This window comes from Bacillus thuringiensis (assembly GCF_001182785.1).
Classification (GTDB): domain Bacteria; phylum Bacillota; class Bacilli; order Bacillales; family Bacillaceae_G; genus Bacillus_A; species Bacillus_A thuringiensis_S.
Genome location: NZ_CP012099.1, coordinates 3,449,822 through 3,471,149 on the forward strand (window position 1 = coordinate 3,449,822; position 21,328 = coordinate 3,471,149).

The window sequence follows — 21,328 nt, forward strand, 5'->3', positions numbered from 1 at the left end:
TCGTGTCTTTTTTATTTTATAGAAATGACTCTACCCTTTTCACTACTTTCAATCGCTAATTGAATCAGTTTAATAACATCTAAACCTTCTTGTGCTGTTACAGGCAGTTTCTCACCATTTAATATACTATCTCGTACACCTTTATAATAATTGTCATAACAACCGACTTCTGTTGGAATACGCTCTAAGCTTTCTTCTGTTTCTAAAGTAGCAAAATTCTCTTCATCGTCTACTCCATAACCGTTATCACCTGGCTTCATTCCATTTTTTAATTGCTCTTCCTGCGAATCCATACCGCACTTCACGATAGAACCTTTCTCTCCATGCACTATAAAATGCGGTCCAGCTTTTTTCACATAACTACTACTACGTAAAATGACACGTTTAACTCCGTAATGAAGTACTATGTGGAAATAATCATCCACCTCTGCACCTGGTCGTTGTTTTATTACATCTGCACTTATCGCATCTGGTTTCCCGAATATTGATAACGCTTGGTCAATTAAATGCGATCCTAAATCGTATAATATACCGGAACCTGGTAGATTTTTTTCTCTCCATCGATCACGCACATGTGGACGGAAACGATCAAAATTCGATTCATATGCGTATACATTCCCTACTCTGTTTTCTTCTAACAATTTCTTAATTGTTAAGAAATCATTATCAAAACGACGATTATGATATACGCTTAACATTACATTATGCTGCTCTGCTAATGAAATAAGCTCTTCTCCTTCTTCAATTGAAACAACAAATGGTTTTTCTACAACAACATGCTTACCGTTTAAAATTGCTTCTTTTACATATGGAAAATGAGTTGTATTAGGTGATGTAATAACAACTAAGTCAACATCAGCTCGCTTCACCAATTCATCAATTGTACTCACAACATTAGCGTTTGGTAATGTTTCTTTTACTACCTCTTCTTTTGAGGATAATACAGCACGAATATCATATTCTTCTATCGTTTGTAATAGTGGGATATGAAATGTCGTACTAGAAAAACCAAATCCTACAATCCCTACACCTATTTTTTTCATGTTGTCCCTCCATTTGTCCCGCTTTAACGGGCAGTAAAATTCCTAACTCAAAATTCAGCGAAAGCTAAGAAATTAGGTGAGGAATCAACTGCTTGTTAAAGCCCGATTGGTTCAACTAATAATCAATGTGGATAAAGAAACTCCCCATTGATTAAAGTTCCACTTTATGAGAACGATTTCATTCAGTTATTATAACAAGATTATTATCATTTACATAATAAATTGCCTAGAAAAAAGCACCTTGCTACTATTCATAGCAAGATGCTTTTTTACTCCGGTCGTTTTTTCGTCCACGTTTCTACTACTTCACCAGTATCATTAACATCTAGCACTAGGCTACCATTACTATACCGGTCTTTATTTCGATACGCTTTCGGATCAATTTCTTCTACAATGTTTTTCTCTGTCTTCATGTAAACTAATTCATCGTCCCGAACAATTTCAATACCGACAATGCGGTACGGATTACGTTTTAACTCTTTGAAAATAACAAGACCTCGCTTTGCCCTCGTCGATTTCTCAATTTCTGATGCTTTTAGACGCTTTACAGCACCGCGCTGCGTTACGAGAATAAGTTGATCTTTGTCACCATTTAATGGTTTACCAGAAGCGACATAGTCATCTTCTTTTAAATTAATTGCTTTCACACCAGCAGCTCTTACACCGACTGGACTTACTTCATCTTCATGGAAAATAAGTGCATATGCACCATGTGTAGCAAGAACGATATCACTCGTTCCATCTGTCGCAAATATATCGACAACTTCATCACCTTTTTTCAAGTTTACAGCAACGAATGCCCTTGAATAACGCTGAACTTTATATTGATTTAATTCTGTTTTCTTTATCATACCATTTCGCGTTACAAATACGATAAATCGTTTTTCTTCCTCAAAGTTCGGTACAACCGTTGCCCAAATGATTGTTTCATCTCGGTCGAGTGAAACGATATTTGCAACGTGCTGACCTAAATCTTTCCAACGAATATCTGGCATTTCGTATACTGGAAGATATATATAGTTTCCTTTACTTGTGAATAAAAGAACTGTTTCAGTCGTATTCGTATCGAATCGTTCAAGTAAGATGTCACCCTCTTTCATACCGAAGTCTTTGCCGTTTGAGGCATTATGCGAGCGCCATCCAGTACGTTTCACATATCCTTCTTTCGTTACAGTAACGATGACATCTTCTTGTGGAATCATCACTTCTACGTCTATTTTAATTTCTTCAATTTGCTCTTCAATAATAGCACGGCGATCATCACTATATGTTTTCTTAACTCTCTTCAAATCAGTTTTAATGACTTGAAGTAATCTTTTTTCACTTTGTAAAATTGACTGTAGCTCTAGAATTTTCTTATTAAGCTCATCTGCTTCTTCTTGTAACGCCGTAATGTCTGTATTCGTTAAGCGATATAATTGCAAGGATACAATTGCTTCCGCTTGTGCTTCTGTAAAGCCAAATTTTGCACTTAAATTATCTTTCGCATTACGTTTATCTTTTGAAGCTCGAATTGTCTCGATTACTTGGTCTAAAATCGATAATGCTTTCTTTAAACCTTCTACAATATGTTGACGATTTTCTGCTTTTCTTAATTCATACTGTGAACGTCTCGTAATAACCTCTTTTTGATGTCCAATATAAGCATCCAAAATTTTCGGTAATGTCATAAGTGTTGGACGACGATTATTGATCGCTACCATATTAAAGTTATATGGAATTTGCAAATCTGTATTTTTATATAAATAATTTAAAATACCTTCGGCGTTTGCTTCTTTCTTTAATTCAACAACAATTCGTAAACCAGTACGATCTGTCTCATCACGTACTTCAGCAATACCATCTAACTTTTTATCTAGACGTAATTCATCCATTTTCTTTACAAGGTTCGCCTTATTCACTTCGTAAGGAATTTCAGTGATTACAATTTGTTGTTTCCCACCGCGTACTGTTTCAACTTCTGCTTTTCCGCGAATAATAATTTTACCTTTACCTGTTTCATACGCCTTTTTAATACCATCAATCCCTTGAATAATACCACCTGTTGGGAAATCTGGTCCTTTCATAACTGTTAATAAATCATCAACAGTACTATTTGGCTTATCAATACGCATCATTGTAGCGTCAATAACTTCTCCAAGATGATGCGGAGGAATTTCTGTTGCATAACCAGCGGAAATCCCTGTAGATCCGTTCACTAATAAATTCGGGAACGCTGCTGGTAATACAACTGGTTCTTCACTTGTATCATCAAAGTTTGACACGAATTCAACTGTTTCTTTATCAAGATCACGTAATAATTCAGATGCGATTGGTGATAAACGAGCTTCCGTATAACGCATTGCTGCCGCTGGATCCCCATCAACACTACCGTTATTACCATGCATTTCAACTAAAACATTACGTACTTTCCAAGTTTGGCTTAAGCGTACCATTGCCTCATATACAGAGGAATCTCCATGTGGATGATAATTACCAATAACGTTACCTACTGTTTTAGCTGATTTACGAAACGCTTTATCATGTACATTACCTTCTACATACATAGAATATAAAATACGTCTTTGTACTGGCTTTAAGCCATCACGTGCATCTGGAAGTGCACGATCTTGAATAATATATTTACTATAACGTGCAAAACGATCACCTAACACGTCTTCAAGCGGGAGGTCATGAAACTTCTCTGCTTGCATGTTATTCCACCTCCGTCTCCATAATCATTTCATTTTCTAAAATATTTCCTTCTTCTTGCATACCAAACTGTACATTACGTTCAATCCATTTACGGCGTGGTTCTACTTTATCGCCCATTAATGTTGTAACGCGACGCTCTGCTCTTGCTGCATCATCAATTTTCACGCGAATTAATGTACGCGTTTCAGGATTCATTGTTGTTTCCCATAATTGATCCGCATTCATTTCACCAAGTCCTTTATAACGTTGTAACATATAGCCTTTGCCAACTTTTTTCGTTACACCGTCTAATTCCTCATCTGACCAAGCGTATTCAATTACCTCACTCTTACCTTTTCCTTTACTTACTTTGTATAAAGGAGGAAGTGCGATAAACACTTTACCAGCTTCGATAAGTGGCTTCATATATCTGTAGAAGAACGTTAATAACAATACTTGAATATGAGCTCCATCCGTATCGGCATCGGTCATAATTACAACTTTATCGTAGTTAATATCTTCAACATCAAATTCATTTCCTACACCGCCGCCAATCGCATAAATGATTGTATTAATCTCTTCATTTTTAAAGATATCAGCAAGCTTTGCTTTCTCTGTATTAATTACTTTACCACGTAATGGTAATACGGCCTGGAAACGACGGTCTCGTCCTTGTTTCGCTGAACCACCGGCAGAGTCACCCTCTACTAAATACAATTCGTTTTTCTGAGGATTACGTGATTGTGCAGGTGTTAACTTCCCGCTTAACGTACCTTCTGATTTTTTTTTCTTCTTACCACTACGTGCTTCTTCTCTCGCTTTACGAGCAGCCTCACGTGCTTGCGCTGCTTTAACTGCCTTTCTCACAAGAAGTGTAGCTACATCCGGGTTTTCCTCTAAAAAGTAAGCTAAATGCTCTGATACAATGGCATCAATAGAAGAACGAGCTTCACTTGTACCAAGTTTCCCCTTCGTTTGTCCTTCAAACTGAAGTACTTCTTCTGGTACACGTACAGAAACGATAGCCGCTACACCTTCACGAATATCTGTACCTTCTAAATTTTTATCTTTTTCTTTTAATAATGAAACTTTACGAGCATACTCATTGAACACACGCGTCATTGCTGTTTTAAATCCAGCTTCGTGTGTTCCACCATCTTTTGTACGTACGTTATTTACAAACGAAAGAATATTTTCTGAGTAACCATCATTAAACTGGAATGCTAGTTCTGCTTCAATCCCGTTTTGTTCACCAGTGAAGTATACAACCGGGTGAATTGAATCTTTTTCTTCGTTTAAATATGAAACGAAAGCTTCAATTCCTGTTTCATAATGAAATACATCCTCTAAATCATTACGTTCGTCTTTTATCGAGATTTTCATTCCTTTTAATAAGAATGCAGATTCACGTAATCTCTCACATAATGTTTCATAATTATAATTTGTCGTGCTGAAAATCGTTGTATCTGGTTTGAAGTGCATTGTCGTACCAGACTCTTTTGTTTTCCCGATTTTCTCTAACGTCGTTGCAGGAACGCCACCATTTTCAAAGCGTTGTTCATAAATGCTACCATCACGTTTAATTGTTACTACTAACCATTCTGACAAGGCGTTTACAACTGATGCCCCAACACCGTGTAAACCACCACTCGTTTTATAGCCACCTTGACCAAACTTACCACCTGCATGAAGTACAGTTAAAATAACTTCAGGTGTAGGTTTCCCAAGTTTATGCATTCCCGTAGGCATTCCTCGCCCTTTATCTATAACGCTAATACTATTATCTTTATGTATTACGACTGAAATTTCGTCGCCAAATCCCGCTAACGCTTCGTCAACGGAGTTATCTACTATTTCATATACTAAATGATGCAATCCACGGCTATCCGTACTCCCGATATACATACCCGGGCGTTTTCGAACGGCTTCAAGTCCTTCTAACACTTGAATCGCATCTTCATTATATTGGAACTGATGCTTCGCCAAACTCCTTGCCCCTTTCCTAATCCAAAATCAGAACATATGTTTCTATTATAGAATAACGCCTCGACTATAGTTTTGGCAAGTTATCTTATCTCTTTTATATACCATCTTCAATAGAAAAATCCTTGTTTTCTCACAAGGATTCCTCTAGGCTACTATTTCAGAAAAATAATCGTTTGTCAACGAGAAATGGATATGTATTCCAAGATTACACATTCCAAACCTTTATTATGATCCAAATGATCAAAATCCAAAATGGGATTACAAATAACAATCCCCAAAAACAGCCTTTAAAAAATCTCATGATGAACACCTCGTTCATCGGCCCTACTTATCTATAATGAGGGCTGAATCAATCTTTCTACCTTTAAATCTATACTATTTTGTCATCGCATGTTCTACTTTAATACAACGATCCATTATTACAGTATAGTCTTTTTCTTTTAAAAGTTTATATGTATCTTCATCTTGTACTCCTAATTGTGCCCAAAAAACATCTGCATCAATCTCTACAAATTCTTTTGCAACATCCATTAAAAACTCTGAGCGACGAAATACATTTACAATGTCAACGTGTTCCTTAATATCCTTTAGTGAAGAAACTGCCTTTTCTCCAAGCACCTCATCTACTGTTGGATTAACTGGAATAATGCGGTATCCAGCATCTTGCATTGCTTTTGAAACCATATACGATGTACGTTCTGGCTTATCTGATAATCCAACAACCGCAATTGTTTTGCTTTTCTTTAATACTTCACCAATTTCCGTACGAGTTGGGTTTTCAATTGTCATAATTAATCCCTCCTATTCCTTTAGTATAGCCGATAAAGAAAGTCTCTTTCAATATGAAAGAGACTTTCTTTTATTTCGATTATTGATTCTTTGTAGCTGAATTATCTGCTAAAGTAGCTGTTTTCGTCATTTTTTGACCGTTACGATAGAAAGTAACTTCTACTTTCTCGCCTACTTTTTTCTTCTCATATAAATATTTACGGAATTGAAGTGAGTTTTCTACTTTTTGATCATCTAATGCTACTACAATATCATATTGCTCTAAACCAGCTTTTTCTGCCGGTGATATTGGATAAATTTTACCTAATACAACACCATTCGTTACTTCTTTCGGTACTTTCAATTGATTGACTGCATAAGCTTGCACATCTTCTAACGAAACGACACCTACTCCAAGAGCTGGACGTTTTACTACTCCGTCTTTTTCAAGTGATTCAATAACTGGCTTTGCGATATTAATTGGAATAGCAAATCCAATTCCTTCAACTTCTTGTTGTGCAATTTTACTTGAATTAATCCCAATTATTTCACCGTTTTGGTTAAATAATGCACCACCACTATTACCAGGGTTAATCGCTGCATCAGTTTGAATAACTTGTGCTTGCCAATCTGGGCGTTTATCGCCATCAATATCAACTGGGATTTCGCGTTCTTTACTACTGATTATACCTTCCGTTACACTTCCGTCAAATCCAAGTGGGTTACCGATTGCAATTGCTTTTTCACCCGCACGGATTTTACTTGAGTCACCTAAAGTTGCAACTTTATTCACATTAGATCCGTCAATTTCAACAACAGCTAAATCTAACCAAGGATCTTTCCCTACTAACTTTGCATCTACCTTTTTACCATCACTTAGTTTTACAGCAAGTTTATTTGCTCCATCTACTACGTGGTTGTTTGTTACAATATATGCTTTATTTCCTGCTTTTTTATAAATAACACCTGATCCTGAACCAGCTTGTTGTTCTTGACCTGTCGGTTGCATCGCAAATGGATCAACACTTTGTTGCATATTAATAACACCTACAACAACATCTTTCGCCCCTTCAATCATACCAGGTAAATCAGTTTCATTTTTCGCTTTATTTACAACTGGAACTACAGTACCTTCTACTTTTGAATCCGAACTAAATGATGATACTGGCGCTCCATTATTTTGAGCCCATGGCATATATGGTGCTGCAAAACTAATCGAAACCGCTCCGACTACAGCCCCCACTAAACCTGTGAAGAAATAGCCTTTTTTACTACCTGATTTTCTCACTTCTCTCGTTTCACTATGCTCTTCATTTAAATTTGGTCCGTCGTAATATCCCATGCTTTATTTCCCCTCTCTGGTGAATTCGTATTTTCAGTATAGTCACGTTTTGTGTCCTTCTTGTGAACTCATCGTGAAATCCAATTAAAAAAATACTCCTATCTAACATTGTAGACAAGAAAAGTATTTTTTGTACATTCTACCTTCAAAAGAGAGTATCAAATCGCCATTTTCCTAGGCTAAATTACACAAATCGTTCTAGATTATTCTTCAAATTTATAACCAACTCGAATAACAGTACCGATATGCGTCGCTTTATCTCCCAGCTTATTTCGAAGTTTTTTAATATGGGTATCAACCGTTCGGTCATCACCGTAATAGTCATATCCCCATAACTGGTCTAATAAATGTTGACGTGATAACACGATTCCTTTGTTCTCCATTAAATAAACGAGAAGTTCAAATTCTTTATGTGTCAATATAATTTCTTCTCCATCTACTAAAACAGTTCTAGATAGACGATTCACTTCTATTCCAGCTAAAGACATAGCATTTTCTTCCGCTACTCCTACCGCACCATCCGCACGTTTCAATAACGTCTTCGCGCGAGCTACTAACACTTTCGGGCTAAATGGTTTCGTTACATACTCGTCTGCACCTAATTCGAAACCTAACAATGTATCATCCTCATCCGAACGTGCTGTCAACATAATAATTGGTACTGCTGATTCTTTTCTAATTCGTCTACAAACAGACCATCCATCTATTTCCGGTAACATAATATCTAACATAATTAAATCAATTTCATGCTCTGCAAATAACTCTAACGCTTTTTTTCCATCTTCTGCTTCGATTACTTCAAAGCCTTCATTACGAAAATAATCACTAACAATTTCACGTAGTCTTCTTTCATCTTCAACAAGCAATACTGTTTTATTCATATAATCTATCCCGCCTTTTTACTCTTTCAATCGAATAATACGTTGATTGGAGCTTCCGCGAAATGGAAGTGTTAAATCTTTTTTCTCAATTTCAAACCTTCCATCGACCAAAACATCCCCATAATGTAACAACTCTATCATATCATTATTTTGAGAACTCTGTATCTCTTCTAACGTATAACCTGTATACATCCATAGGTTTTTTTTCAAATCTTTCACGATCTTTGCTACCTTTTTTACTTCAGCAGCTTGAAAAAATGGATCTCCACCTGAAAATGTTACATCAGTTAATGGATTACTTGCAATCTCTTTCACAATTTCTTCTACTGTCATTTCCGTTCCGTTGCAAATATTCCACGATTTTGGATTATGGCAACCGACACAACGATGCGGACAGCCCGCAAAAAACACGACCGTCCGCAATCCTTCTCCATCTACTACACTATCATGAATAATATTCATCACTTTCATTTATGTTTCACCCGATCTATCTCTTCACTACGTTTCGCACTATTCCACTTCGACATATCTCCTACAAGATAGCCTGTTATGCGGCGAATTCTTTCTATATTAGCCTCATCTTCATTCCCGCAACTTGGACATTCATTTCCAATAACCCCGTGATAACTACAGCACTTACAACGGTCAACAGGATGATTAATTGAACCGTATCCAACACCATGTTCTGCCATGGCTTGTACAATTTGTTTTAATGCCTTTTTGTTATGCATTGCTGCTCCGTCTAGTTCAATATACGTAATGTGTCCTCCATTACATAGAGCATGGAACGGGCCTTCTAAACGGATTTTTTTTATCGCTTGAATGTTATAATAAACTGGAATATGGAATGAATTCGTATAGTAATTATGGTTCGTTATACCGCTAATCACGCCAAATTCTTCTCTATCTTTTTTCACAAACTTCCCTGACAATCCTTCCGCTGGAGTTGCAATTATCGAGAAATTCAGTTGATGTTCTTCTGTCGCTTTATCCATTCTATCTCTCATAAAGGAAATAATTTCATACCCAAGTTTCCATGATTCTTCATCTTCCCCATGATGCTTTCCTGTTAAAGCTACTAAACATTCCGCAAGACCGATAAAACCAATACTTAACGTCCCTTGTTTTAAAATCGAAGCTACGGAGTCTTCAGGCTGCAATGTTTCTCCACCACGCCATACACCTTGTGAATATAAAAACTGAAAATCTCTTGCTCGCTTCGTACATTGATACGCAAATCTTTCTAATAGCTGCTTAATTCCTAAATCTAAATAGTAGTTTAGCGCTTCAAAAAATGCTTCTTTTGAACCACTAATTAACGCTAATTTCACTAAATTAATAGACGTAAATGATAAATTCCCTCTACCAATCGCTGTTTCTTCTCCATGTATATTAGACATAACACGGGTACGACATCCCATGTAACATACTTCACTTTCTGGTCTTCCATCATAATGCACTGCATTAAACGGAGCATCTAAAAATGAAAAGTTAGGGAATAATCGCTCTGCAGTTGTCTCTAATGCTAATTCAAATAAATCGTAGTTCGGATCACTTTCTTCAAAATTCACACCTTTTTTCATCTTGAAAATTTGAATCGGAAAAATCGGTGTCTCTCCTTTACCAAGCCCAGCTTGTGTCGCTTTTAAAAGTTGTTTAATCAACAGTCTTCCTTCTTTTGATGTGTCTGTTCCGTAATTAATAGAAATAAACGGTACTTGTCCTCCGCCCCTACTATGCATACTATTCGAATTATGAACGAAAGCCTCACACGCTTGATACGTATCATTTTCCGTTTCTTTCCACGCGAATTCTTCTATTTGTTCTTTCGTAAGCGGATATGATTGTAATCGTTTTTTATGTCTCTCAATTGTTTTTCGTACATAAGGTGCTAAATCAATATCAAAGAGTGCAAACGATTGACCACCATGCTGCATATTTTGATTCGCTTGAAAAATAATAGACGAAAGAGCCAATGCACTTTTAATGTCTTGCGGTTGTCTCATATGTCCATGTCCAGTATGAAAACCGTTAGCAAGCATTTGCGCTAACGGAATTTGCGAACAAGTCGTCGTTCCTGTCGTATAAAAATCTAAATCATGTGGATATAATATATTTTCATTTATCGCTTTTTTCACTTGATCTGACAATAAATTCTCAACAGCATAATATTTTGCACTCTCAGATGCGAACGTTCCCATTACGCCCATTGGAGAGCGGCCGTCTACATTTGCATTTTCTTGCATTAAATCTTGTTCATTGCCGTGGACTATCGTCTCAAACACTTTCATTAATTCTTCTCCACGTGTAATATTTCGTAACATTTATAACCCTCCACCAATATGTTGTTGTCTTGTGATTAAAATGTTACTACATATAGTCTTACTGTTTCTGTGAGAAATGTAACATTACTGTGAAATTTTTTTCACGAAATAATGAATTTTTCATTTACAAAAAAGAAATGTGCTCTTTACAAATGTATGGTACAATATACGGGAAAAACTCTTTTTACCCTTTATCAACACATTTGAATAAAGGAGACTGAACTTATGGTTACTACATATCTTTTATTTATCGTTGCCTACTTACTTGGCTCGATTCCATTTGCACTAGTTGTTGGAAAAATTGGCTACGGAATCGATATTCGTGAGCACGGGAGCGGTAATCTAGGCGGAACAAACACATTCCGCACATTAGGGAAAAAAGCAGGTTTTACCGTTACAATTGCTGACATTTTAAAAGGGACATTAGCAACAAGTCTACCAATGATTTTCGGATTAGATATTCACCCACTATGGTTCGGGTTAGCGGCTGTTCTTGGACATGTCTACCCGATCTTCGCGAAATTCCGCGGTGGTAAAGCAGTTGCAACTTCTGCTGGGGTGCTATTATGCTATTCACCAGTTGTTTTTGCAATATTAGCTGTTGTATTTTTCACCCTTTTATTTACAACAAGATACGTATCACTTTCTTCTATGGTAACAGCAGTTGTTGCTGTTATTGCATCCATTGTTAGCGGGGATAAAATCTTCATTATTGCGATGTGTTTATTAGCAGGTATGGTTATTTATAAACACCGTGCAAATATCAGACGAATTATAAATAAAACTGAGCCTAAAGCAAACTTTTCAAAAAAGCAAAAATAAGATCGTAACCCACATAACGCAAAAAGAAAACGTGAAGCATATTAATAGCGTCTTTTTGCGTTATTTTTTATACTAAAGAAAAAGCAACATAATTTGGAGGAACTATACATGAATCTTTCCGTAACAAAAGAAGCAGCACAATGGTATAAAACTGAATTAAACTTACAATCAAATGAAACACTACGCTTTTTCGTACAATACGGTGGTTGCAGTACTGTGCAAAAAGGACTTTCTTTAGGTATTCGTAAAGATGATCCTGCACATCCTGCTGTTCAAATTCAAGAAGAAGGTATTAATTTCTTTATTGAAGGCGATGATGAATGGTTCTTCGATGGACATAATTTATCTGTTACACTTAACGAAGGTGACGACTTCCCACAATTTAATTATGAAAAATAAAAAAACGTGGCTTCTGCCACGCTTTTTTATTTTTTCTTAATTTCCTCATATTTCGCATACCACTCAGGATATAACTTTTTAAATGATACAGGGCGGAACCCTTCTTTTTTCGCACAAATATTCGTCGTACTTGCAGTAATACAAAGTTCACCATCACCATTATATATTTCATATCCATATACAACGCGAAGTGGGCTCACAGTATCTACCCATGTTTTTACGATTGCTTTTTCTCCGTAACGCATCGCTTTACGGTATGAAATTTGTAAATCTAACACAGGAGAAATAATTCCTTCTTTCTCCATTTCAACATATGAAAAACCTAAATCTTGTATAAGTTTCGTGCGACCTAACTCAAGCCACACTAAGTAGTTTGAATGGTAAACAACACCCATTTGATCTGTTTCCGCATAACGGATTTCAACTTCATGTTCTGCTACAAACATATGTATTCGCCTTCTTTCACTTCTGCTACCTTGCATACATTTAATCATAATACAGTGACATCAAAAATAAAATAAAAATAGTGAATCTTTTCCCGAAAGGAGCCAGCATATGATTCAAATTGTAACTGTTCGTAGTGGTGATAGCGTATATAGCTTGGCATCAAAATATGGATCAACACCTGACGAAATAGTAAAAGACAATGGATTAAATCCAGCTGAAACACTCGTTGTTGGTCAGGCACTTATCGTTAATACGAAAGGAAATAATTATTATGTACAGCCTGGTGACAGCCTATATCGAATTTCTCAAACATATAATGTCCCCCTCGCTAGTTTAGCTAAAGTGAATAATTTATCTTTAAAATCTATTCTCCATGTCGGACAACAATTATACGTACCAAAAGGTACAAAACGAGCTGTAGAATCCATCGCTTATTTACAACCTTCAACTATACCGATTAAAGAGAGTTTAGTTAATGCTACACGTGCCATCAATCCATTCTTAACATACTTAGCTTATTTTAGTTTTGAGGCAAAAAGAGATGGCACATTAAAAGAACCTACTGAAACAGCTAAAATCGCTAATATTGCAACGCAAGGTAAAACAATCCCTATGCTCGTTATTACAAATATTGAAAATGGTAATTTCAGTGCCGATCTAACATCAGTTATTTTACGCGACGCAACGATTCAAAACAAATTTATTACTAACATTTTGCAAACAGCTGAAAAATATGGCATGCGAGACATTCATTTCGATTTCGAAAGTGTAGCACCTGAAGACCGCGAGGCGTATAATCGCTTTTTACGAAATGTAAAAACACGCTTACCTAGTGGGTACACATTGAGCACAACTCTCGTACCGAAAACAAGTTCCAATCAAAAGGGCAAATTTTTCGAAGCTCATGATTATAAAGCGCAAGGGCAAATTGTTGATTTCGTCGTCATTATGACATATGACTGGGGATGGCAGGGCGGGCCACCGATGGCGATTTCTCCTATCGGTCCAGTGAAAGAAGTACTTCAATATGCAAAATCTCAAATGCCTCCACAAAAAATTATGATGGGGCAAAATTTATACGGGTTTGATTGGAAGCTTCCATTTAAACAAGGAAATCCACCTGCAAAAGCAATTAGCTCCGTCGCAGCTGTTGCACTAGCTCGTAAATATAATGTTCCTATTCGTTATGATTTCACAGCCCAAGCTCCTCATTTTAATTATTTTGATGAAAACGGCGTGCAACACGAAGTTTGGTTTGAAGATTCACGGTCTGTTCAAAGTAAATTCAATTTAATGAAAGAACAAGGTATAGGCGGTATTAGTTACTGGAAAATCGGTTTACCATTCCCACAAAATTGGCGTTTACTCGTTGAAAATTTTACGATTACGAAAAAAGGCTGACAAAAGTCAGCCCTTTTTTTCATATTACTGCTAAAAACTCATCTTTCATTTCCTCACAAAAAAGAAGAATGATAACATTCTCCTTTTTAACCGTTATCAACAATCGGTTGTTTACCTGTTTGATCTTGCATTTGCTTTCCTTTATTTCCACCAGCTTTTTTCGACTGTGTTCCAATATGATTTGGTGCAAAGTCTTTTGAATTTTTTTTCGGATTACCCATTACTATCGCCTCCTTAACACTAGTATCGTACTAGTGTTAAGAATTATTCAGCTTGCTTAAAAAGTTTCATTTCATAACGTTTTTCAATGCGCTCTTCAATGCGATCAATTGCATCACGATCGCTTAATAATTGTTGTTTATTTTCATTTACAAGTTCTTCAAACGATTTACGGCGACTTCTTCTCATGTTGTTCACCCTCTCTCCTTCGCTTTCTTATTACATAGTATGAGCAAACGAAAAACTCTTTAATCAGATTTGTAAGAAAATTTTATGTTTTAGTACTCCTAAAAAAACTCCGTGTACAATATATTGCACACGGAGTTTTTTATACCATAATATTTAAATACTCTTTCAACTTTTCATCTGCATTCATTTCATTTTCTTTATAATCATGAAGCGCCTGTAATACAAAATCATACTGCTCTAAAATATAACTTTCTAATTTCGTAACATCCTCTAAGCTATTAAGCATAATTCTCGTATTACCAACTTCACTTTTTAACGCTGGTTCACATTTTAAGCTTGTACATATTTCTTTCACATCATCTTCTAATATATCTGTTAATACATATTTCTTTCGTCCTGTTACCTTTACTCTCATAACCGGATAAAAAGCTTTTATATCTAAATAACTTCCTACGTTCATACAACGTAGCCATTCTACATTACGTTTATTACGTGCAAGCATTTCTTTCACCGCTTCGTATACTACGATTTCATCAAGTGAGACCTTATTTACTTTTCTCTGTCCTTCTTCTTCAATCGCTGCACACTTTTGATAAACAGCAGCACACGTAATGCAATCATCAAATGCATTATGAGAACTTAAACGAATGCCAAGCATTCGCTTTAACGTTTCAAGTTTATGATTAGGCGCATGCTTCATGTATTTCTTCGCTAAAAATACAGTATCTATTACTTTATTTTTAGGTTCAGGTAGCCCTAGCATATTTACATTACTTTTCAAAAAGCGCATATCAAAAGAAGCATTATGGGCCACAATAACATTTGTATGTAAAAATGCTAAAAATAAAGGTAATACTTCTTCAATCGTCGGTGCATCTGAAACACGATAATTGGTAATACCGGTTAAACTCGTTATTCGGTCCGGAATTAGCCGCTCTGGATTCACGTATGAAACAAATTGATCTACCAGTTCATGATTACGATATTTCACCGCTGCAACTTGAATAATTTTATCATTATAAGGGTTAAATCCTGTTGTTTCAAAATCAATTACAACATAATCTAACGGTAAGGATACATTCCCCACTCCATACACTCCTTTATCTCTAAACGATTATATTTCTTACATCATATCATGAAGTTATTACTACTTGAAAAAGAAAAGGCAGAAATGGGAGCTCTCCACCTCTACCTTTTCACCATTATTTTAATTTAGCAACCCTTTTCTCCATCTCTTTTTGCGTCATCGGCCCAATAAACTTATCTTGAATGACACCTTTTGTATCTATAAAATACGAAGTTGGAATCGTAATTACTTTATACGCTGTTGTCACATCAATGTTCTTGTCCAATAAAATAGGAAAAGTAATTCCTTTTTCTTTAGCAAAATTGCTTACCTTTTCTTCCCCCCCACCTTTTTCTGAAGGCGTATAGTTGATTGCTAAAATTTCTACGTTTTCTTTATGTTCTTTATAGAAAGCCTCCATATCCGGCATTTCTTGTTGGCAAGGTCCACACCACGTTGCCCAAAAGTTTAAAATCACTTTCTTTCCTTTTAAATCTGATAGCTTTACATTCGTTCCATCTAACTTCGTTAATTCGAAGTCTGGCGCACTCTTCCCTATTTCAATACCATTACTTGCAATCATCTCTTTCATCGCAGCTTCACTTTGTTCTTGCTCCCCTTGTACCACCTGCTCTTTTTTACCAAACTGTTCATAAGCTGCATATCCCGCTAAACAAAGTAACACTACAATAATCGTAAGCTTCCGCCACATGTTATATCACCCTAACGTATTTATCTTCTTATAACTTAATTACTCAAATACTATATACCTTATTTTAGCTTATACGGACAAGCTTGGAAATATTCAGAGTCGAAATAATTAGAATATTCTCATTTAAAGTGTAATCTTTTCCTTTTTATCATATAATTAGAAAAACAGATGAGGTGTTGTTTATCTTCTAATGGGCCCATTCACCTTTTTACTTTCGTAGTTATATAAACTTCAACAAAAGGGGGATTTTTTATGAATTCATTCGAAAAAATAACATTATATATTCTTAGTTTTCTTTTATACCCAATCGGTATTATTACATGGATCATTTCACTCTTTAGTAACGATCTTGAAAAGAAGAAAGTAGGGCGTATTTGTCTTTATATCTCTCTAGTCTCATTCGTCCTTTTCTTAATCCTTGGAATTGCAACTTTCCTTATGACTGCTACTTTTAATGTAGATCTAAATCATTCAGAATCTATCCAATATCAAATAAATGATGTTGAATAAAGATAAGGGCACTGCTCTTATCTTTATTCACATCTCTTTCAAAATGAATGACTATTTATTAATTTTTCAGGACTTCCACATGCAATAATACTTCCTTCTCTCATTATGACAACACGATCCGCTAGTATCACTTTCTCTACATCATGTGTTGCCACAATTCTCGTTACATCTCTTCCTAGTCCTTCAATCATATTCCAAACAGTTTCTTGATTACTCGGATCTAACCCCGCAGTCGGTTCATCTAAAATAATAAGATTCGGATTTGAACCAATTGCTCGTAATAATGCAAGACGTTTTCTTTCTCCTCCCGAAAGCTCTTCTCCACTTTTATGTAGTACAGTTTGAATCCCCTTAGGTAAATCTCTAATTATCGGCTTCATATTTATAAGGTCAATATTTTTTTCTAATTCGTTTTCTAAATACTCCTCCCGGAAATACATATTCTCTTTTACTGTCGTCCGAAAGAAACGAGGTTCTTGCCACACTGTAGTCATTCGAGCCTTTTGACCATAATAAACAACACTACCGTTAGATGGTTTATACAAACCTGTCATTAATTTTAAAAGCGTTGTTTTTCCTGCACCGCTTTCTCCCACAATAATAACGAGTTCACCAGGACGAATTTGCAAATCAATATTATGAATTCTGCATTTCTCTTTATCATTCTCCTGAAATGAAACATTTGTTATCCTCATCCCCATCGCTCTTTCTACATTACTATCTGCCATTCTTTTATCTAAAAAGGAAAAAACTCTATTTGCCGAAGCGACTGCAACTTGTGTCATCATTAATAAATCGCCCACGTAACGGACTGGGAAAAAGAGCATTTCAATTGTAGCTAACACTGCAACGAGTGAACCAACTTCCATTTCCCCTTTCATTATTTTTTGTGCGCCTACAATGAGAACAACGATATATGCTCCTGTTTCAATCACTGTTCCAACTACTCCAATGCAATGTTGCATCATCGTCTTCTTTACTTCCGATTTATAAGATTGTGCCGTTACTCCTTTAAATAAGCGAATGGCCCATTTTTCTTTTTGTAAACTACGTAAATCTTGTATAGCCTTTACAAACTGTGACACCATCTCTACAACACTCGATTGATTTTTTTGAGCAATGCTTGCAATATCCCTTACCTTTTCTCCCATCAGTATTGGAACAATTGCACTTAAAAATAAAAACGGAGTTACCCACAATATAAACTGTATATCTATATGTTGTAGTGCTATGAAAGCTCCAATAAATTGGGCAATAGCATGTATATACTCTATTAATATAGAACCATATAATCTGACCCAGTTCGGAATATCAGATACGACCAAAGTTTCTAACTCCCCTTGCTTAATCTTCTCGCTCTCTTCAAACGGTAATGAGAAATAGTGACGCAATAATTCTATACGTTTCGTTTGTGATATACGTTGACTCGCTTTTGAGCTTATATAATCAAATAAAAGATTGTTCGTCCACATTAAAAAGCGAATACCCGCAAACAAAGCTATATATAAATACGCACCTTTTAGCTCCCTTTGAATAAGATTGTCTACAATTAATCCCATGAAAATTGGGCGTGATAAGTTTAAAATGGCAGCAATTATCCCACTACATACAGCTGCCATTACTAATATTTTCTCTTTTCGTAACGGCAACAATATTCTTTTATATTCTTTCATGACGTTCCCTCCACTTTTCGTAGTAAAAAGAAAGGGATGAAACCATATGGTTTCATCCCTTTCCATAAAATAAGGAAGCTAACTATTGTTAGCTTCCTTATTTTTCATTTCAATTATTTAGTTCGACACTTTTGACTCTTCAATTTTCTCACGAAGAACCATTTGCAGAATACCACCGTGACGGTAGTAATCAATTTCAACTTCACTATCGAAACGAGCTACTACTTCAAATTGTTTTTCGTTGCCATCTAAATCAGTTGCAACTACTTTTACAAGATCGCGTGGTCTAACTGTTTTGTCAATTTGGATTTCAAATGACTCGTTACCAACAAGACCTAACGTTTCAGCACTTTCGCCATCTTTAAATTGAAGTGGTAATACACCCATTAACACTAAGTTACTGCGGTGAATACGTTCGAAGCTTTCTGCGATTACTGCTTTAATACCTAATAAGTTAGTACCTTTCGCAGCCCAGTCACGAGAACTTCCCATACCGTAATCTTTACCAGCAACAACTAGAAGACCTGTTCCATCTTCTTTATATTTCATAGCAGCATCATAGATAGATGTTACTTCACCAGTTGGCCAATATGTTGTATATCCGCCTTCTGTGCCTGGTGCGATTTGGTTTTTAATACGGATGTTTGCAAATGTACCACGCATCATAACTTCATGGTTACCACGACGAGAACCGTAAGAATTAAAGTCAACTGGTTGTACGCCGTTTTCTAATAAGTAGCGTCCAGCTGGTGTGTGCTTACCAATTGAACCTGCTGGTGAAATGTGGTCTGTCGTTACAGAATCACCAAATTTACCAACTATGCGTAAACCTGATAACGTTTCAACTTCACCTGGCTCTTTAGATAAACCTTCAAAGAATGGTGGGTTTTGAATGTATGTTGAATCATTATCCCAAGTATATAAAGCTTCGTTTGAAGTTTGGATTTCATTCCAACGCTCATTGCTGTTAAATACTTGTGCATATTCTTTCTTGAACAGTTCAGATGTAACAACACTTTGAACTACATCTTCAATTTCTTTAGCTGATGGCCAAATATCGTTGAAGTAAACAGCATTGCCATTTGCATCTTTACCGATTTCATCATTTTTCAGGTCAATATCAACAGTACCTGCAAGTGCATATGCCACAACAAGTGGTGGTGATGCTAAGTAGTTTGCTTTTACAAGAGGATGAATACGACCTTCAAAGTTACGGTTACCAGATAAAACAGATGTTACTAGTAAGTCGTTTGCTGCGATTGATTCTTCTAATTCTGACGCTAATGGACCAGAGTTACCGATACAAGTCGTACAGCCGTAACCAACTGTTTGGAAACCTAATTGGTCTAAATATGTTGTTAAACCTGATTTATCTAAGTACTCAGTAACAACTTTAGATCCTGGTGCTAATGATGTTTTTACGTACTCAGGTACTACAAGTCCTTTTTCAATTGCTTTCTTCGCAACTAGACCTGCCCCAATTAATACGTATGGGTTTGATGTATTTGTACAGCTTGTAATTGCAGCGATTGCAATTGCACCTGTTTTCATCGTTACTTCTTTATCTTCTAATGTAACCTTCACTTCTTTATCGAACTCTTGCTCATTAAATCCAAGCCCTTGTGTTCCAACTGGTGCTAATACAGCTTTGTGGAACGCATCTTTCATATCTGAAAGTGGAATTAAATCTTGTGGGCGTTTCGGTCCAGAAAGGTTAGATTCGATTGTATTTAAATCAATTTCAACAAGATCAGTGTAGATTGGATCTTTACTGTCTGCTGTATAGAATAAACCGTTCGCTTTACAGTATTCTTCAACAATACGAATTTGCTCTTCATCTCTACCTGTTAAACGTAAGTATTCTAATGAAATATCATCGATTGGGAAGAATCCACAAGTTGCGCCGTATTCTGGTGCCATATTTGAAATTGTTGCACGGTCAGCTAAAGGCATACTCTTTAGTCCATTACCGAAGAACTCAACAAATTTACCAACTACACCTTTTTGACGTAATACTTGTGTTACTTTTAATGCAACGTCTGTTGCCGTAGTACCACTTGGAAGTGTGCCAGTTAATTTCACACCGATTACTTCAGGTACTGGGAAGTATGAAGGCTGTCCAAGCATTCCTGCTTCTGCTTCAATACCACCAACGCCCCATCCAAGAACGCCGATACCGTTAATCATTGTTGTATGTGAGTCTGTTCCAACTAATGAATCTGGGTATGCAACTAAGTCACCTTCAGCATTTTTCACAGCATGAACAACTGGTGCTAAATATTCAAGGTTTACTTGGTGTACAATGCCTGTAGCTGGTGGAACTGCACGGTAGTTATCAAATGATTTTTGTGCCCAGCTTAAAAATTTATAACGTTCTTCATTACGTTTAAACTCTAAGTCCATGTTGAATGCAAGCGCGTCTGCCGTACCCGCTCTATCAACCTGTACAGAGTGGTCAATTACAAGGTCTACAGTAATTTCAGGATTAATTTTGTCAGGATCCCCACCCATGTCTGCCATTGCTTTACGAAGCGAAGCCAAATCAACAACAGCTGGAACACCAGTGAAATCTTGTAAAATTACACGAGATGGTTTAAATGGAACATCGATATCTTGCACATCTTTCGTTCCCCATTTCGCTAAATTTGTAACATGCTCTTCTGTGATTACACGTCCATCTACTTGACGAAGTACTGATTCAAGTAAAACTTTCACGGAATATGGTAATTGAGATACGTTGCCAACCCCTGCATTTTCAAGCGCTTTCAAATCATAATAATGATACGTTTTTCCATCTACTTCAAAAGTTGCACGTGATTGAAATGGATTATGTTTGACCATTATGTTTCCCCCCTGTTAAACGTGACTAAGTT

19 protein-coding genes are annotated in these 21,328 nt (G+C 36.2%); 4 read left to right on the top strand and 15 right to left on the bottom strand.

What is annotated here, in order from left to right; translation table 11 throughout:
- Positions 1-11: 11 nt before the first annotated feature.
- The 8 genes from AC241_RS17670 to AC241_RS17710 all read right to left on the bottom strand — a co-directional run bounded on the left by AC241_RS17670 (position 12) and on the right by AC241_RS17710 (position 11,017).
- Positions 12-1,043, bottom strand: coding sequence for an oxidoreductase (locus AC241_RS17670; protein ID WP_016080680.1), 1,032 nt, complete (start codon positions 1,041-1,043; stop codon positions 12-14).
- A gap of 269 nt (positions 1,044-1,312) precedes the next feature.
- Entirely contained in the window at positions 1,313-3,736 is a 2,424-nt protein-coding gene (parC, locus tag AC241_RS17675; protein WP_016080679.1) for a DNA topoisomerase IV subunit A, read from the bottom strand.
- Between the two features lies 1 nt (position 3,737).
- Positions 3,738-5,702: a DNA topoisomerase IV subunit B gene (gene parE / locus AC241_RS17680; RefSeq protein WP_016080678.1), complete on the bottom strand. Its 1,965-nt coding sequence runs from the start codon at positions 5,700-5,702 to the stop codon at positions 3,738-3,740.
- A gap of 375 nt (positions 5,703-6,077) precedes the next feature.
- Positions 6,078-6,491: a CoA-binding protein gene (locus tag AC241_RS17690; RefSeq protein ID WP_000151390.1), complete on the bottom strand. Its 414-nt coding sequence runs from the start codon at positions 6,489-6,491 to the stop codon at positions 6,078-6,080.
- 79 nt (positions 6,492-6,570) lie between these two features.
- The gene (locus AC241_RS17695; RefSeq protein ID WP_016080677.1) at positions 6,571-7,812 is read right to left on the bottom strand and encodes a S1C family serine protease; all 1,242 of its coding nucleotides are present in this window, start codon (positions 7,810-7,812) and stop codon (positions 6,571-6,573) included.
- 203 nt (positions 7,813-8,015) lie between these two features.
- Entirely contained in the window at positions 8,016-8,693 is a 678-nt protein-coding gene (locus tag AC241_RS17700) for a response regulator transcription factor (protein ID WP_029443029.1), read from the bottom strand.
- A gap of 18 nt (positions 8,694-8,711) precedes the next feature.
- The gene (gene nrdG, locus AC241_RS17705) at positions 8,712-9,164 is read right to left on the bottom strand and encodes an anaerobic ribonucleoside-triphosphate reductase activating protein (protein ID WP_000867078.1); all 453 of its coding nucleotides are present in this window, start codon (positions 9,162-9,164) and stop codon (positions 8,712-8,714) included.
- A complete protein-coding gene (locus AC241_RS17710; protein WP_029443030.1) occupies positions 9,161-11,017 on the bottom strand; it encodes an anaerobic ribonucleoside triphosphate reductase in 1,857 nt (618 codons plus the stop codon). Before AC241_RS17710 ends, nrdG begins: the two co-directional genes overlap by 4 nt.
- Before the next feature lie 225 nt (positions 11,018-11,242).
- On the opposite strand from AC241_RS17710, the gene plsY reads away from it, so the two are divergent.
- Positions 11,243-11,839 carry a glycerol-3-phosphate 1-O-acyltransferase PlsY gene (gene plsY, locus AC241_RS17715; RefSeq protein ID WP_016080675.1) on the top strand — a complete coding sequence of 199 codons (597 nt, stop codon included), beginning with the start codon at positions 11,243-11,245 and terminating at the stop codon, positions 11,837-11,839.
- Between the two features lie 108 nt (positions 11,840-11,947).
- Positions 11,948-12,238: a HesB/YadR/YfhF family protein gene (locus tag AC241_RS17720; protein WP_001054455.1), complete on the top strand. Its 291-nt coding sequence runs from the start codon at positions 11,948-11,950 to the stop codon at positions 12,236-12,238.
- A 26-nt stretch (positions 12,239-12,264) separates the two neighbouring features.
- Here the strand turns inward: AC241_RS17720 and AC241_RS17725 are convergent, their stop codons facing one another.
- Positions 12,265-12,684 carry an acyl-CoA thioesterase gene (locus tag AC241_RS17725; RefSeq protein WP_000495812.1) on the bottom strand — a complete coding sequence of 140 codons (420 nt, stop codon included), beginning with the start codon at positions 12,682-12,684 and terminating at the stop codon, positions 12,265-12,267.
- A 109-nt stretch (positions 12,685-12,793) separates the two neighbouring features.
- Here AC241_RS17725 and AC241_RS17730 point away from each other — a divergent pair, with 109 nt between their 5' ends.
- Positions 12,794-14,086 (top strand): glycoside hydrolase family 18 protein, encoded by a 1,293-nt coding sequence (locus tag AC241_RS17730; RefSeq protein ID WP_000614855.1) that lies wholly within the window; start codon positions 12,794-12,796, stop codon positions 14,084-14,086.
- 86 nt (positions 14,087-14,172) lie between these two features.
- Here the strand turns inward: AC241_RS17730 and sspN are convergent, their stop codons facing one another.
- The 4 genes from sspN to AC241_RS17750 all read right to left on the bottom strand — a co-directional run bounded on the left by sspN (position 14,173) and on the right by AC241_RS17750 (position 16,272).
- Positions 14,173-14,307, bottom strand: a complete 135-nt coding sequence (gene sspN, locus AC241_RS17735; protein WP_000527987.1) for an acid-soluble spore protein SspN — start codon at positions 14,305-14,307, stop codon at positions 14,173-14,175.
- Positions 14,308-14,350: 43 nt separating this feature from the next.
- Positions 14,351-14,494 (bottom strand): FbpB family small basic protein, encoded by a 144-nt coding sequence (locus tag AC241_RS17740; RefSeq protein WP_001254699.1) that lies wholly within the window; start codon positions 14,492-14,494, stop codon positions 14,351-14,353.
- A 139-nt stretch (positions 14,495-14,633) separates the two neighbouring features.
- Positions 14,634-15,581 (bottom strand): 3'-5' exonuclease, encoded by a 948-nt coding sequence (locus AC241_RS17745; RefSeq protein ID WP_043936423.1) that lies wholly within the window; start codon positions 15,579-15,581, stop codon positions 14,634-14,636.
- Positions 15,582-15,696: 115 nt separating this feature from the next.
- Positions 15,697-16,272 carry a TlpA family protein disulfide reductase gene (locus AC241_RS17750; protein WP_000269065.1) on the bottom strand — a complete coding sequence of 192 codons (576 nt, stop codon included), beginning with the start codon at positions 16,270-16,272 and terminating at the stop codon, positions 15,697-15,699.
- Between the two features lie 252 nt (positions 16,273-16,524).
- On the opposite strand from AC241_RS17750, the gene AC241_RS17755 reads away from it, so the two are divergent.
- Positions 16,525-16,782: a hypothetical protein gene (locus AC241_RS17755; protein ID WP_001083876.1), complete on the top strand. Its 258-nt coding sequence runs from the start codon at positions 16,525-16,527 to the stop codon at positions 16,780-16,782.
- Positions 16,783-16,820: 38 nt separating this feature from the next.
- Here AC241_RS17755 and AC241_RS17760 read toward each other — a convergent pair whose 3' ends face one another.
- Both AC241_RS17760 and acnA read right to left on the bottom strand, forming a co-directional pair.
- The gene (locus AC241_RS17760; RefSeq protein ID WP_050844408.1) at positions 16,821-18,455 is read right to left on the bottom strand and encodes an ABC transporter ATP-binding protein; all 1,635 of its coding nucleotides are present in this window, start codon (positions 18,453-18,455) and stop codon (positions 16,821-16,823) included.
- Positions 18,456-18,572: 117 nt separating this feature from the next.
- Positions 18,573-21,296, bottom strand: a complete 2,724-nt coding sequence (gene acnA, locus AC241_RS17765; RefSeq protein ID WP_050844409.1) for an aconitate hydratase AcnA — start codon at positions 21,294-21,296, stop codon at positions 18,573-18,575.
- Positions 21,297-21,328 lie beyond the last annotated feature (32 nt).